This is a genomic window from Mycobacterium sp. 852002-30065_SCH5024008 (assembly GCF_001665645.1).
In the GTDB taxonomy this organism is placed as follows: Bacteria; Actinomycetota; Actinomycetes; order Mycobacteriales; family Mycobacteriaceae; genus Mycobacterium; species Mycobacterium paraffinicum.
In genome coordinates this window covers 73,216-86,762 of the sequence record NZ_LZSZ01000102.1, presented here as the reverse complement: position 1 = coordinate 86,762, position 13,547 = coordinate 73,216, and the positions used below count along the sequence as shown (strand labels likewise).

15 protein-coding genes are annotated in these 13,547 nt (G+C 63.1%); 11 read left to right on the top strand and 4 right to left on the bottom strand.

The genetic code is table 11. From position 1 onward, the window contains the following. Positions 1-42: 42 nt before the first annotated feature. Complete coding sequence (locus A5781_RS14345) at positions 43-672, top strand: TetR/AcrR family transcriptional regulator (protein WP_067207027.1); 630 nt, start codon at positions 43-45, stop codon at positions 670-672. A 5-nt stretch (positions 673-677) separates the two neighbouring features. Here A5781_RS14345 and A5781_RS14340 read toward each other — a convergent pair whose 3' ends face one another. The 3 genes from A5781_RS14340 to A5781_RS14330 form a co-directional block, all read right to left on the bottom strand. Next, complete coding sequence (locus A5781_RS14340) at positions 678-1,493, bottom strand: mycofactocin-coupled SDR family oxidoreductase (RefSeq protein WP_067207024.1); 816 nt, start codon at positions 1,491-1,493, stop codon at positions 678-680. 4 nt (positions 1,494-1,497) lie between these two features. Continuing rightward, positions 1,498-2,580, bottom strand: coding sequence for a dihydrodipicolinate reductase (locus A5781_RS14335; RefSeq protein ID WP_067207022.1), 1,083 nt, complete (start codon positions 2,578-2,580; stop codon positions 1,498-1,500). Positions 2,581-2,644: 64 nt separating this feature from the next. Further along, complete coding sequence (locus tag A5781_RS14330; RefSeq protein ID WP_067207019.1) at positions 2,645-3,433, bottom strand: SDR family NAD(P)-dependent oxidoreductase; 789 nt, start codon at positions 3,431-3,433, stop codon at positions 2,645-2,647. A 211-nt stretch (positions 3,434-3,644) separates the two neighbouring features. Here A5781_RS14330 and A5781_RS14325 point away from each other — a divergent pair, with 211 nt between their 5' ends. After that, entirely contained in the window at positions 3,645-4,244 is a 600-nt protein-coding gene (locus A5781_RS14325) for a TetR/AcrR family transcriptional regulator (protein ID WP_067207016.1), read from the top strand. Between the two features lie 12 nt (positions 4,245-4,256). On the opposite strand, the gene A5781_RS14320 is transcribed toward A5781_RS14325, so the two are convergent. After that, complete coding sequence (locus A5781_RS14320) at positions 4,257-5,384, bottom strand: dihydrodipicolinate reductase (RefSeq protein WP_067207013.1); 1,128 nt, start codon at positions 5,382-5,384, stop codon at positions 4,257-4,259. 315 nt (positions 5,385-5,699) lie between these two features. On the opposite strand from A5781_RS14320, the gene A5781_RS14315 reads away from it, so the two are divergent. The 9 genes from A5781_RS14315 to A5781_RS14280 all read left to right on the top strand — a co-directional run bounded on the left by A5781_RS14315 (position 5,700) and on the right by A5781_RS14280 (position 13,545). Then, entirely contained in the window at positions 5,700-6,617 is a 918-nt protein-coding gene (locus tag A5781_RS14315; protein ID WP_197503838.1) for an NAD(P)-dependent oxidoreductase, read from the top strand. A 69-nt stretch (positions 6,618-6,686) separates the two neighbouring features. After that, positions 6,687-7,760 carry a dihydrodipicolinate reductase gene (locus tag A5781_RS14310; RefSeq protein WP_067207004.1) on the top strand — a complete coding sequence of 358 codons (1,074 nt, stop codon included), beginning with the start codon at positions 6,687-6,689 and terminating at the stop codon, positions 7,758-7,760. A 107-nt stretch (positions 7,761-7,867) separates the two neighbouring features. Beyond that, the gene (locus A5781_RS14305; RefSeq protein WP_231987361.1) at positions 7,868-8,614 is read left to right on the top strand and encodes a hypothetical protein; all 747 of its coding nucleotides are present in this window, start codon (positions 7,868-7,870) and stop codon (positions 8,612-8,614) included. Between the two features lie 261 nt (positions 8,615-8,875). Further along, positions 8,876-10,399: a nitric oxide reductase activation protein NorD gene (locus A5781_RS14300; protein ID WP_067207216.1), complete on the top strand. Its 1,524-nt coding sequence runs from the start codon at positions 8,876-8,878 to the stop codon at positions 10,397-10,399. Continuing rightward, on the top strand, positions 10,396-11,205 hold the full coding sequence (locus A5781_RS14295; protein WP_067207001.1) for a CbbQ/NirQ/NorQ/GpvN family protein: 810 nt from the start codon (positions 10,396-10,398) through the stop codon (positions 11,203-11,205). Before A5781_RS14300 ends, A5781_RS14295 begins: the two co-directional genes overlap by 4 nt. A 14-nt stretch (positions 11,206-11,219) precedes the next feature. After that, complete coding sequence (locus A5781_RS26450) at positions 11,220-11,348, top strand: hypothetical protein (RefSeq protein ID WP_046182590.1); 129 nt, start codon at positions 11,220-11,222, stop codon at positions 11,346-11,348. Next, complete coding sequence (locus A5781_RS14290) at positions 11,345-12,043, top strand: hypothetical protein (RefSeq protein WP_067206997.1); 699 nt, start codon at positions 11,345-11,347, stop codon at positions 12,041-12,043. Before A5781_RS26450 ends, A5781_RS14290 begins: the two co-directional genes overlap by 4 nt. Before the next feature lie 12 nt (positions 12,044-12,055). Beyond that, the gene (locus tag A5781_RS14285) at positions 12,056-12,496 is read left to right on the top strand and encodes a hypothetical protein (RefSeq protein WP_067206992.1); all 441 of its coding nucleotides are present in this window, start codon (positions 12,056-12,058) and stop codon (positions 12,494-12,496) included. Next, on the top strand, positions 12,493-13,545 hold the full coding sequence (locus A5781_RS14280; RefSeq protein ID WP_067206989.1) for a dihydrodipicolinate reductase: 1,053 nt from the start codon (positions 12,493-12,495) through the stop codon (positions 13,543-13,545). The genes A5781_RS14285 and A5781_RS14280 overlap by 4 nt, the downstream gene beginning before the upstream one ends. The last annotated feature ends 2 nt before the right edge of the window (positions 13,546-13,547 follow it).

The window sequence follows — 13,547 nt, the reverse complement described above, 5'->3', positions numbered from 1 at the left end:
GCTGCGTTTGCTGGCAGTCAACTGTCAGTTAGGCTCGTCACCATGACCGCGGTTGAGGACCGGCCGTTGCGGGCGGACGCGGCACGCAACGTCGAGCGCATCCTGCGCGCGGCGCGCGAGGTATATGCCGAGTTGGGGCCCGACGCCCCCGTGGAGGCGGTCGCGCGCCGAGCCGGCGTGGGCGAGCGAACCCTCTACCGCAGGTTCCCGGCGAAGGCCGCCCTGGTCCGGGCCGCCCTGGATCAGAGCATCGCGGAGGACCTCACGCCGGTGATCGACACCGCCCGCGTCTCCAAGGATCCGCTACGCGGTCTCACCCAACTGATCGAAGCGGCGATCTCGCTGGGGGCCCGCGAACACAACCTGTTGACCGCTGCACGCCGGGCCGGGTCACTGTCGTCTGACATCTCGGTTTCGCTCAACGAGGCGCTCGGCGACCTTACCCGCGAAGGTCAGAGAGTCGGCAGCATCCGTGCCGACTTGGTCAGCGACGACCTACCCCGCCTGGTCGCGATGCTCTTCAGCGTGCTGTCGACGATGGATGCGGACAGCGATGGCTGGCGGCGTTATGTCGCACTCGTTGTCGACGCGATATCGGTGAGTGAGCGGCTGCCGTTGCCTCCGGCGGCGGCACTGCGTTACGAGGTCGGGCCGAATAGCTGGCCGCTGTAGACGATTCAGTTGATCGTCACGCCGGCGTCGACCTTGAACTGCAACCCCGTCACATAGCGGGACTCGTCGGATAGCAGGAACAGCACCGCGTGGCTGACCTCGAGGGGCTCGATGGCCGGGGTGGGCATCGCATTGACGAAGATGGGAATCAGGTCGGGCCGCAATTCGCCCAGAGCGGCCCCGATCGACGGCGGGATCATGCCGGTGGGCGATCCCGTCGGATGCACCGAGTTGACCCGAACATTCTGGGCGGCCAGTTCGTTGGCCAACGCCAAGGTCAAACCCACGACACCATGCTTCGCGGCCGTGTAAGGCAGCTGCAAAGGAAAGCCTTTGATGGCACCGGCAGAGCTGATATTGACCAGGCTGCCACCGCCTTGGTCAAGCAAGTGGGGTATGGCCGCCGCGCAAGTGTTCCACACGCCGATGAGGTTCACGTCGACCACCGTGCGCCAGTCCTCGGGGGTCGTCTTGTCCCACGGCGCAACCGTCAGCACGCCGGCGTTGGCGACGGCGCCGTCCAAACCGCCAAGTTCCGCGACGCCGTCATCGACCGCCTCGCGCAACTCGGCCTCGTTGCGGACGTCGACGACCCGACTCACACAGCGGCGGCCGACCTCGCGAACCAGCCGCACCGTCTCGTCGAGGTCTTGCCCTGTGGCCAAGGGATATTCGATCTCGGGCAAAGATCGGCAGATGTCGACGAGGATCAGGTCGGCGCCCTCCTCGGCAAGCCGGAGCGCGTGGCTGCGCCCCATACCGCGGGCGGCACCGGTAATCAGAATGCGTTTACCGGCAACGCGTCCCGGATGTGGTGTCACCCGGCTAGCGCTCGTTCCACATCAGGCCACGCATTGTCGCGGACAGCGGGATGTCCTCCACACCGATGAGTCCTTGCGGCGCGCGGCACACCCAGTCGATGGCATTCACCGCCCGGCCCGCCGTCGAGATGCAGCCGGCATCAGTGGAATCGAAAAGAGGGTGCGAAACGTGGGTGTTGATTTCCACCCGCGGTTCGCCCTCCACGACGACGCGGTGTACCCCGGTGTGCCCCTCGGGCGGGTACTCCCAGTCGGGCGCCGCAGCCTGGGTGAGCCTGGTGACGTGCTCGAGGGTGATCACCGGCTCGCCGTCACGTACGCCCTCGGTGGCAAAGCGCACCGCGGCCATTTGTCCGGGCTCCACCGTCATCATCGTGCATTCGATTCGTTCCGACGTGTACCAAGGTTCGACGCGCTGGCGCACGTCGTCCAGTTTGATGTCGAGATTGTCCGCCAGGCTGCGGACCTGACCTCCCCACATCGACACGATCACCCCGGGCAGGAACATCATCGGCGAGTCGTCGTCAGGCGTCGAGCCGAATCCCATTGCCGCGCCGGTGAACTCGGCATCGTCATAGTTTCCGTAATCGAAAATCTCCTGCACGGTGATCGAGGAGATGCGGGTGGTCAGGCTAGCCGCTGAGTGCACCAGCGTGTCGCCGGAGAAACCGGGGTCGATGCCGTTGACGTAGAGAGAAGTGTCGCCCGCCGCGCAGGCCCGCTCCAGGGGCTCCCGCAACCAATCGTCGGCATGGTGAGGCGTGACCAGCCAGACCATCGACGTGCCGACGACGTTGACGCCCGCCGCAAGGAACTTGGCGATCTGTTCGATGGCTTCCATCGGCCGGGTTTCGCCCTGCGACGTGTAAACCACGCAGTCGGCGCCCAGGGCCACCAGCGCGTCGATGTCGTTTGTGGCGATGACACCGGTCGGTTCGTCCAGTCCGCACAACTGCGCCGCATCCTGACCGATCTTCTCGGCGCTGGCGGCGTGCACGCCGACGAGTTCGAGATCCGGTCTGCCGATGATGGCTCGCAACGAGTGCCGGCCCACGTTTCCGGTGGAGAATTGGATGACTCTGCGCACGGTTACCTTCGTCCTTCCAGCGGCGGGTGATGCACCATCATGGCGCGTTCAATCGCGGCGCGGGTCAGTAGTCGGGTATCGGCAGCGGCGAATTGTTGGAGTCGATGCCGCCGTCGACGTGGAAGGTCGCGTTGGTTGCATAACAATCCCGAGTGCACAGATACACCGCGAGCCGTCCGAGATCCTCGACGTCGCCCAGCCGGTGCAGCGGGGTGGCCTCTTGCATCTTCTCGAGCGACCCGGGCATCAGATCCAGGCTGCCCTTCAGACCGTCGGTGGCGAAGGAACCCAGGGCGATGGCGTTGACGCGAATCTTGGGGGCGAGTTCCTGTGCCATGGCGCGGGTGAGCGCTTCGAGGCCGCCCTTCGCAACGCAATACGCGGTCAGCGCGCGGATGCCGAACCGCGCCGAGCCCGACGAGATGTTGATGATGGAACCATGCCCGGCGTTGAGCATGTGCGGGGCGGCGAGCTGACTCATGATGAAGGCCGAAGTCACGCACCAGTCGAAGGTGTGCCGAAAGTCTTCGTCGGTGATGTCCAGAAACCGCGCGTAGGTGGACCCGCCGACATTGTTGACGAGAATGTCGATGCGGCCGAAGCGCTCCATCGCGGCGTTCACGACCCGCTCTCCGTCGGGACGACTCATCGCGTCGGCCACGAGCGCCAGCCCCTTGCCGCCCGCCGCCTCGATGCCTTGAATCGTGCCAACGATATCCGCCTCGGTGCGCGCGGTGCCGACGATGGTGGCGCCGGCCTCCGCCAAGACCCGCGCAATGCCCGCGCCGACGCCCTTCCCGGCGCCAGTGACGATCGCGACCTGTCCATCGAGCCGGAACTGCTCCAATGCCATGCCGGGCTCCTTTGACCGTGCGGGGTATGTGCGCAGTTCAATCTATGAATGTTGCTGACTAAAGTCAATGACGATCAGGAATCGAACTCCGCGGTGCCAGGGATGGTCCAAGAATGACCAAGTTATGCAAGCCTTTCTGGCCGGAACACGGCATAATGGTCTGGTTAACCTCGGCACTCTGGCATGAGTCGAGTCAACTGTGAGGAAAGAAATGGCCGTAAGGGACAGGCTCTCTGCGCGCGAAGCAAAGCGCCTGCAGACGAAGGAGCGATTGATGGGCGCCGCCATCGCCGAGTTCGCCAGAGCCGGGATGGCAGAAGCCGACGTCAGCACCATTGTGGCGGCAGCAGGGGTCGCCCATGGAACCTTCTTCTTTCACTTCCCGACCAAAGAACATGTTCTGCTCGAGTTGGAGCGGCGCGAAGAGGACCGCATCGCCAAGCAGTTCGCGCAATTCTTGAAATCCAAGCACGACCTGACTTCAGCCTTGAACGAGGCCGTCCGCCTCGTGGTCGGATTGGAACGTCGGCTAGGCGATCTGCTCTTCAATGACTTTCTCGCACTGCACTTCTCCCAAACCCGGCCGCAAACCGAAGACGGCAGGGATCACCCCTTGATCGTCTTGGTCGCCCAGGAGATCGCGCTTGCTCAAGAACGCGGCGAGACGGACCCGGACGTCAATTCCATGAACAGTGCGGTGTTCTTCCTGCTGGGTCTCTACGCGCTGTTGATCACCACGAGCCACTGGCCGACTGGCCACAGCCTCCTGGAAGACTACGTCGCGAGGACATTGCGCAGCTTAAAGCCTTGATGTGCCGCGGCACTAAGGCCGTATCACCCCGCGCAGCGGCATGAGCCCAAGTTCGTTGTGGGACATGAAGCCTGGCGGGGCGTCGCAGACGGCGGGGATGGCATTCGCGGGGCCCATCGCTGTCCAGGTGTAGCCGGGCAACGCGTAGCCGCCGTCAGGGTCCTGCGCCCCCTGGAGGATCAGCTCTGTGGATGAGTCACCCTCGATCACGATGCGGTAGTGATAGTGCTGAGGCCAATCCTCCTGCGGCTCAATAGCATCGTATGTGTCCATCGTGTAAATCTCGTGAAAGACGATGAGCGGCCGACCCTCCACCCACGCTGTCCATTTGTGATGCTGGCGGGCAACGGTACCCGCCGTGATCACCCCCTTGAAGCCCGGCATGTCGCTGGTTTCCCCGCCTTCGAACGGGATGTCCCGCGTGGCGACGCCGAGCTCCACCTCCGTCGTATACCTTTCGACCGTTTTACCCATGTGCTCGACGATCATTGCCATCGACTGTGCGAACAGCGGCCAGGCTTGCCCCAGCAGATTCGGGCCGTCCTCGAAGCCGGCCGGATCACTGCCCATCCCCATCTCGAACAAGTACTTCAGGGTGTCCCTGCCGAAATTCACGACCTCGTAGATGTGGATGGTGTCGATTTGGCTGACGATCCGGGCCAACGTCAGGACAAGGAGGTCACCCGCGAAACCGGGATTAACCCCACCTGCGTGGAACGATGTGCCGCCCTCGAGGCACGCGGCGTGGATCTTGTCGATATCCGCCTGACTGTGCTCGGTTCGGTACCACCACGCGCCGCCCGACGCGACCACGTTCTTCCCACCGCGCAGCAGGCGGCAGACTTCGTCGGGATCAGACCACAGCGGCGCGTAGAACACGCAATCCGCATCGAGAGCCTCGATGACCGTCTTGTCATCGGTAGCGAGCACTCCAGTCGGTGGTTTGCCGCAAAGCTCGCCGGCGTCCTTGCCGACCTTCTCCGGACGATTGCAGAGCACCCCGACCAGTTCGTAGGCCGGGTTATGGGCGAAATGGCGCAGCGCCACCGTTCCGACGTTGCCGACGCCCCACTGGATGACGCGGTACTTCTTCTCGGCCGGCGATTTTCCCGTGACTGTTGATTCTTGGGTCAGCGTCATTGCTACTCCTTTGCATGCCCGGGCAACGTTATGACGAACGAGCGGGCTCTTTGCCGGCAGCATCATGCCGGCCGCAGAGGCTAGCTCGCAGACAATTCACCAAGCCTTAGCGGCTGAGCGTAGGCACCTCGCCAACATGGTGTCAACGATTACCGCCTGACTCTTGTCAGTAATAATGCCCAGACGTGTCGGCCGTGAAGCCCTCCGAAGTGGCATTCGAGCTTGTTTGAAAAGCTCTTCCCTTGACTACTGCGCGCCTTCACTGAGTACAGTCAGTGCGCGATGTCATTCATCGGCGAGCGAAGGGGTTGCTGCATGCTGCAAGACCGCAAGATCCTCGTGACCGGAGGCACAGGTCAGATCGCCGGCCCGATTGCCGAGGACTTCGCCAAGCGCAATGAGGTGTGGATCGCGGCGCGGTTCAGCAATCCAGACCGAAGAGCAGAACTCGAGGCGCTTGGAATCAAGACTTGCGTATGGGACATGGACACGGGCGACAACTCGTCGCTGCCGGACGACTTCACCCACGTGGTCCATTCGGCCCTGAACCTCAGCCCTGACTACGACCAAGCGATTACCAACAACGCAGAAGGATCTGCGCTACTGATGCAGCACTGCCGCAAGGCGAAGGCGTTTCTTCACGTCTCTAGCACGTGTGTCTATAAGCCTCACGCAGATCATCCCAACCACGCTTACGCGGAGACCGACCCGCTCGGCGGTCTCGCCAGCTATGCCGAGGTCTATCCGATCGCAAAGATCACCTCCGAGGGCAGCGTTCGTGCCGCCGCACGCATGTTGGACCTCCCCACCACCATCGCCAGGATGAACGTTGGGTACAGCTGGACGGGTCATGGTGGGCTTCCCGTCATGCAATACCAGACCTTTAAGGGTGGACAACCCTGGCTCATTCCGTTGGGCTACCACAACATCGGGTCACCTATCGGGGGCGTCGACATCGCCGACCAAGCGCACAAGCTGCTTGAAATCGCCACTGTCCCTGCGACGATCGTCAACTGGGGCGGAGATGACCCGGTCACGGACCAGCAGATGGGTGAATACGTCGCCGAACTCACGGGGGTGACCGCAAGTTTTGTCGAGTCGCCCGTCAGTTTCGACAGCTTCTGGTCCGACAACACCCGCCGTGAGCAACTCATCGGCAAGTGCTCGCAGCACTGGAAGGAAGGCGTTCGGGACACGTTTTCCAGGCTCGGTTTGATCGGCGTCGCCGATTAGCAGCACCGGACGGACCGGTCGAACAAGGCGCAGGCAATTGGCCGCGACTGGAGCGAATGGAGACAAGCAGTGCGCAGGGTGATCCAGTTCTCGACAGGCAACGTCGGCCGACACTCGCTGAAGACAATCATTGAACGGCCAGACCTCGAACTGGTCGGCGTACACGCCGCCAGCCCCGAGAAGGTCGGGCGCGACGCCGCCGACCTTTGCGGAATAAACCAAGTCACGGGCGTTATCGCGACGGACGACATCGACGCACTCGTCGACCTACGGGCGGACTGCGTCGTCTTCACTCCGCAGGCCGAAACCCGGCCGATGGAAGTAATCGATCAGATGTCGCAATTCCTGTCCGCTGGCACCAACGTCGTTGGGAGCTCGTTGGTCTGGCTGGTGGCACCAACCTACGCGCAGGACTGGATACGGGATCCTCTGATCCGGGCGTGCGAGAAGGGCAGCTCGTCGCTATACGTCAATGGGGTTGATCCCGGTTTCTCGGCAGATACTCTCACTCACGCAGCTCTAAGCCTGGTGACCCGTGTGCGCTCGGTGACGGTGCAAGAGATATTCGACTACGGAAACTATGACGATGCCGAGTTCACCGGTGAGGGAATGGGCTTCAACAAGAGGCCCGACGATGATCCACCTCTGCTATTTCAACCGGGGATCGTAGATTTCATGTGGGGCGGGCAGGTACGTAGGCTGGCCGACCTGATGGGGATAGAGCTCGACGAAACGCGTCAGCGAACCGAAAGTTGGTACACCCCAGAGCCGATCGCATGCACGATGATGACCGTCGATCCGGGAGGTCGGGCCGCCGTTCGATTCGCTGTCGAAGGCGTCCTCAACGGGGAGCCGGTGATCACCATCGAACACGTCACTCGGCTCACAAACGCTGCAGGACCCGATTGGGTCTACCCGCCAGAAGGTCTCACCGGAGTTCACCGAGTAACCGTCGAGGGAGACCCTCGGGTGGAAATCAACACCCATGTATCTCATCCGCTGCTGGACTCCACAGACGCCGCATGCATGTCGACCGCAGCGCGCGTCCTGAACGCGATCAACTGGGTGTGCGAAGCCCCAGCGGGCCTGGTTGCCCTGGAGGACATTCCGCCGGCGAACATGCTGCCACCCTTAGCTCAGTGACGCCTCACGCCTCACTCTCGCGGACCCGTGCCGGCACTTTACGCTGACTACAGTCAGTCTGTATAGTTCACGAGCGAACCCAATCGGCCTCGATGACGCGGAGGATTGTGAACCTGCCGAAGCTGCACCAACGCACTGCCGGCGGCATCGCACGGGCCTCGGCGGAAACCGGCGGCGCCGCAACGGGTCTGACGTTCGACGAGCACTTGGAACGGTCCCAACTGGCGCAGCGTCAGGCCGACAAATGGCTTATCTCCGGCAGTCTCCTGATCGGCACCGCCGCCCTCGGCGTCTTCGGCCTGCCGCTGTTCCTCTGGGGAGTGCGGTTACTGCGCCGAGCCCAACGGGATGGGCTTTCCGTCCGTCCAATGCTGGTCACATTGCTCGGCTACCTGGTCATCATCGACGCCGCGATCAACACTGTCGGATGGGCACTCGACCTGGTGGCAAGCCATACTCTGCTGGCCCGTGTGCTGCTGAACGGGTGGGGCAACATGTTCGACGCCGGTTACTTCTGGCACTACAACGAGCTTTGGGTCGGTGGCGCGGCCGGTCCTGGCGAAAAAGCCATGGAGGTCGGTCTCATCCTGACGGTCTTCACCATGCGAATCGCGGCGGCGATCGGCTTCCTGCAGATGAAGCGCTGGGGCCATCAGTGGATGGTCGTCACCTGCTGGATGGGCGTGGTGATCTGGATTACCTACGTCTTCAACATGACCATGTTCGCCGACGTGCGCTTCGCCGGCGTCGTTCTGCCGGTCGTCGGCTGGTGGCTCTACGACATCTTCTACATCACCCCGTTCCTGGCGATCCCCTATTTGCACACCGTCAACCGCGAACTCTTCTCCGACTGATATGCGCGACGTGGAATCCAGTCGACAAGCCGATCGCCGGGGAGTCTCGGTGTACCGAGACAGTTTTCGAGATCTCAGCACGCATCGCATGACTACGTCACCGAGGAGGTCAAATCGTGGGCTATGTGTGGGAAATCCTTCGCTACGTCGCCGCGTGGGGCGGCACCGGCCTGATCATCTGGTTCTGGTATTGGCTGTTCTCCAACATCGGTACGTTCTGAACGGTGGACCGGGCCGCCGGAACGCATGGGATTCCGGCTAATGGCCGAAGATTCCCAGGCGATGGCCCTGGAACGGAGCTGCTCCGTGACGGCGGTCGCGCTCAGTGAGCAACGTCGCGAGGGCGTCCGGCTGGTCACCGGTGACCGGCGTCGCTTCGGTCTGAACGCAGCGCTGACGTTCGTTCACGTCCCCTACCCCGGAATGTCCGATTGGACACGCAGAACCCTGACATGCGGTGTGGCCCTTCAATGTTCGCCGTCAAAAGAACGGATCACCGAATATCGTCTGAACGAGTTGTCCGCTCGGGAACTGCGTGCGCTCACGCTTGTCGAAGGCGGCGTCGCACTCGGCTGGATAGCATCGCGATGGCCGGGCCTGCTGCCCGAGCTGCAGCGGCTGCTCCCGGAGATCGACCCCGAAACCGGCGATATGGCCGCGGAACACATGCTCAACCGGGCAATTGCGTTGGCGGCCACAGAGCAGGCATTGACGGTTCATCCACTGCTGGGCAATCTGCCGCTCGCCTACACGATGCCGCAGGGTGTGACCGACCGGTTGCGCCGCAGCTTCGGCAGGATGCCATGGACGACAACGCAAAAGCGCCTTCCGCGGCCGTACTCGGTTCCCGTCGGCGGCGACGGCGGCGTCCGCAATCCCAACCTGCCGCCGCCGAGCCGGCCCCAGGACAACGATTTCGACGTCACTCCCGAACACCGGCCCGGGATTCCCTACCCCGAATGGAACATGTGGACACAGCGATTCATGCGCGATCACGTCGCCGTGATCGAGCGTGCAGACGCCCGGCGCAGTCGCCGTCCGGTGCCCGTAGCGGTCGACGTACGGAAGTGGTTCGAAGAACACACCCATCGCGCCATGACAAATCGCCTCGAAGACGGCTCCGACCTCGACGTCGACCAATACGTCAACCACTACATCGACCTGACCACCGGCGAAGCCAAGGAGCCGAAGATATTCCGCGAGTTGCTGCCCAGCAGCCGCGACGTCACCACCGCCGTGTTGCTCGACGGCAGTTCCTCGCTCGGGGTGCACGGCGGGCGAATCTTCCGACTGGAATTGGCCTGTGCCGACGCGCTTTCGTGCGCCATGACACTGGCGCGCGAGCGACACGGCGTCTTTGTATTCACCGGCAATACCCGCCATCGGGTCGAGGTCCATTGCCTCAAGGACTTCGAAGACCGCCGGTTCGTGGCTCCAAGCGGGCTTGGCCTGTCCACCCGCGGATACACCAGGCTCGGCGCGCCGCTGCGCCATTTGACGAGCCGGCTCCTGGCGCAGCCCTCCGAGCGTCGGCTGCTGATCGTCATCGGCGACGGCCTGATCTCCGATGAAGGCTATGAAGGCCGGTACGCCTGGGCGGATGCCGCGCACGCCGTCGAGGAGGCCAACGATGCCGGGGTGTCGACGTACTACCTCGGCGTGGGACCCACCCGCGTCGATCCCCTTCCGGAAGTGTTCGGGCCCCGGAGGTCGCAACGAATCCGACGCGTAGAGGAGCTCCCGAGGGTGTTGGCCCATGTCCATCGTGAACTGGTCGCCGCATGAACGCCGCCACCGATCTCTATTTCGCCAACGGCAACGAAGTTCAGCTGTTCGAGCAGGCCTTTCGCCAGCACATGCCCGTGATGCTCACCGGCCCAACGGGATGCGGCAAGACACGTTTCGTCGAGCACATGGGCCTGCTGCTGCAACGACCGGTCGTCACCATCAGTTGCCACGACGACCTCACCAGCTCCGATCTCGTCGGCCGCTTCATGGTGACCGGTGGCGACGTGGTGTGGACCGATGGCCCGCTGACCCGGGCCGTCAAAGCCGGCGCGATCTGCTATCTCGACGAAGTCGTCGAAGCTCGCCACGACTCGTTGGCCATCCTGCATTCGCTCACCGATCATCGGCGTGCGCTGTACCTCGACCGAGCCGGCGAAGTCGTGACGGCACCGGAGGAGTTCATGCTGGTGTGTTCCTACAACCCGGCATATCGCAGCTCGCTCAAGGAGCTCAAACCGTCGTTCCGCCAGCGGTTTGTCACACTCGCGATGAGGTATCTGCCCCCCGAGCTCGAGGCCGAAGTGATTGTCGCCGAGGCCGGAATTCCCCTCACGACGGCGCGGCGGTTGGTCCAATGCGCGGTTGCCATCCGCACGGCCGACGAAGCCTTTCACTTCGAGCCGCCGTCGACCAGGGTGTTGGTCACGGCCGCGCACTTGATCGCCGCCGGCGCAACCGAATTGGATGCGGCCGACGCGTGCATACTCGCGCCACTGAGTACCGACGGCGCAGTCACCGACGGACTACGTGAAGTCGCGGCAGCCAGCCTGGTTGCCACCGACACCCCGAGCACAACCCCCTGAGAAAGGAGCCCGGCATGGACCAACAGGAACAGAAGCGCAAGAGGGCGCTCATCGTCTTCCAAATCTTCATCTACGGCTACCTGCTGGTGATGTTCGGCATCCAGCTGTACATGTCGTTCGCCCGCGGGTGGTGGGATCTGTGAATCCTGTTGCCGCGCAGACAGCGAGCTCCGTCGGCTTTGAGGATCACCACGACGAGTCCCGCCAGGCACAGCGCCGCGCCGACAAGTGGATGATCATCGGCGCCGCCCTGATGGGCATGTGGGCTCCGGGGCTCATAGGGTTTCCCATCTTCATGCGTGGGGTGTGGCTGCAGCGCCAAGCGCTGCGCGCCGGCCTGTCGGTTCGGCCCATGATCGTGACGCTGATCGGTTATCTGGTCCTGATCGACGGAATGCTCAACAGTCTGGGCTGGGCGCTGGACCTGGTTGCCAACCACACCTTGATCAACCGGGTGCTGATGGTGGGGTGGGGCAACATGTTCGATGCCGGCTACTTCTGGCACTACAACGAGCTCTGGATCGGCGGCGCGGCGGGACCGGGCGAGAAAGCCTATGTGGCAGGGCTGATCCTCACGGTGTTCTCCATGCGGGTGGCCGCGGCGATCGGGTTTCTACAGATGAAGCGGTGGGGCCATCAGTGGATGGTCGTCACCTGCTGGATGGGCGTGGTGATCTGGTCCGCCTACGTGTTCAACATGACCATGTTCGCCGACGTGCGCTACGCCGGCGTCGTATTCCCGGTCATCGGCTGGTGGCTCTACGACATCTTCTACATCACCCCTTTCCTCGCCATCCCCTACCTTCACACCGTCAATCGAGAAATCTTCTCCGACTAAAGGAGCAGCGCCATGACAAGTCCTTCCGCACCGTCGACCGCCGAAGACAACGCCCCGAGCGCCGATCTCGAGCCGGGGACAACGCCGTACTACGCGCGCATGCACAAATGGATCAAGCGTGCCGTCTTGGTGTGCCTGGTGGCACTGGTGCTCGAAGGCGCGTTCACGTTGCCGTTCATGGCCGTCTATTACGGCTACCCCACGCTTAGCCTCACCCAAATCTGCAGCGAGCTACTCAAGATCCGGTACTCCAACGACACTTTGGAATGCAAGTATCCCTACCCGCCGTTCGGACCGCCCGAGGGTGCCGAGGGCAAGGCCACAGCGCAGGATGTGTGGGGCATCCAGCCGATACCGAAATACCACCGGCTCGGGTTCCGCGAACTCGTCAAGATCCACAACGACAGGCTCGCTCGCCAGGCCGCCCAACAGCACGCGGCGCCGCACCCGTGAGCTATCGGGTCGTTCAGTGGACGACGGGCAACGTCGGCAAGAGTTCGGTGCGGGCCATCGCCGCAAACCCGACGCTGGAGCTCGTCGGGTGTTATGCCTGGTCGCCGGAGAAGGCCGGGCGGGACGTCGGCGAGCTGTGCGGCATCAAGCCGCTGAATGTCAAGGCCACCAAAGACGTTGAGGCGCTGCTCGCGCTCAAGCCGGACTGCGTTGTTTACAATCCGATGTTCGCGAATGTCGACGAGCTGGTCCGTATCCTCGAGGCGGGCGTCAACGTGGTGGGCACGGCCGGGTTCATCACCGGCCACTTTCTCGGCGAGGGACGCGAGCGCATCGCCGATGCCTGCCGGCGGGGTAAATCGAGCATCTTCGGCAGCGGCATCAACCCCGGCTTCATCCAACTGTTGACCATCGTGTCGGCGGGGCTTTCCGATCGGGTGGACAAGGTGTCGGTGCTGGAATCCTTCGATACCACGATCTACAACTCACCGGCGACCGAAATCCCCATGGGCTTCGGCTATCCCATCGACCAGCGAGATCTACCGGCGGTCACCGAGAAAGGATCCGGCATCTTCGGCGACGGCGTGTTACTGCTGGCCGATGCCCTCGGCGTTGAGCTCGACGAGGTCCGTTGTGAAGCCGAGTACGCCCGGACCACCGAGGATCTGCACCTGCCGGGAGACTGGACCATCGCGAAGGGTTGCGTCGCGGGCATCCACGTTCGCTGGAAGGGGATCTTGGCTGGCCGGGAGATCATTGAAATCGGCGGTCAGTGGCGCAAAGGGCAAGCGCTGGAACCTGATTGGCCGCTGGACATGGGCTATACGGTCGAGGTACAGGGCCGACCGACAATCAAGACCACGCTGAGCTTCCTGCCGCCGCCGGACTTTGACGGCACGACGCTGGACGACTACATCATGTTGGGCCTCACCATCACCGCCGTGCCGGCGATCACCGCGATTCCCGCCGTCGTGGCCGCGCCTCCCGGCATCGTCACCTATAACGACCTGCCGCTACTGCTTCCCCGTGGAGTGCTGGCCCATCATTGAGA

Excerpts from the sequence above, each read along its gene's own strand:
- A5781_RS26450 (WP_046182590.1), top strand. The coding sequence starts at position 11,220 with ATGGACCAACAGGAACAGAAGCGCAAGAGGGCGCTCATCGTCTTCCAA.
- A5781_RS14300 (WP_067207216.1), top strand. The coding sequence starts at position 8,876 with ATGGCCGAAGATTCCCAGGCGATGGCCCTGGAACGGAGCTGCTCCGTG.
- A5781_RS14285 (WP_067206992.1), top strand. The coding sequence starts at position 12,056 with ATGACAAGTCCTTCCGCACCGTCGACCGCCGAAGACAACGCCCCGAGC.
- A5781_RS14315 (WP_197503838.1), top strand. The coding sequence starts at position 5,700 with ATGCTGCAAGACCGCAAGATCCTCGTGACCGGAGGCACAGGTCAGATC.
- A5781_RS14320 (WP_067207013.1), bottom strand. The coding sequence starts at position 5,384 with ATGACGCTGACCCAAGAATCAACAGTCACGGGAAAATCGCCGGCCGAG.
- A5781_RS14295 (WP_067207001.1), top strand. The coding sequence starts at position 10,396 with ATGAACGCCGCCACCGATCTCTATTTCGCCAACGGCAACGAAGTTCAG.
- A5781_RS14345 (WP_067207027.1), top strand. The coding sequence starts at position 43 with ATGACCGCGGTTGAGGACCGGCCGTTGCGGGCGGACGCGGCACGCAAC.
- A5781_RS14325 (WP_067207016.1), top strand. The coding sequence starts at position 3,645 with ATGGCCGTAAGGGACAGGCTCTCTGCGCGCGAAGCAAAGCGCCTGCAG.
- A5781_RS14330 (WP_067207019.1), bottom strand. The coding sequence starts at position 3,433 with ATGGCATTGGAGCAGTTCCGGCTCGATGGACAGGTCGCGATCGTCACT.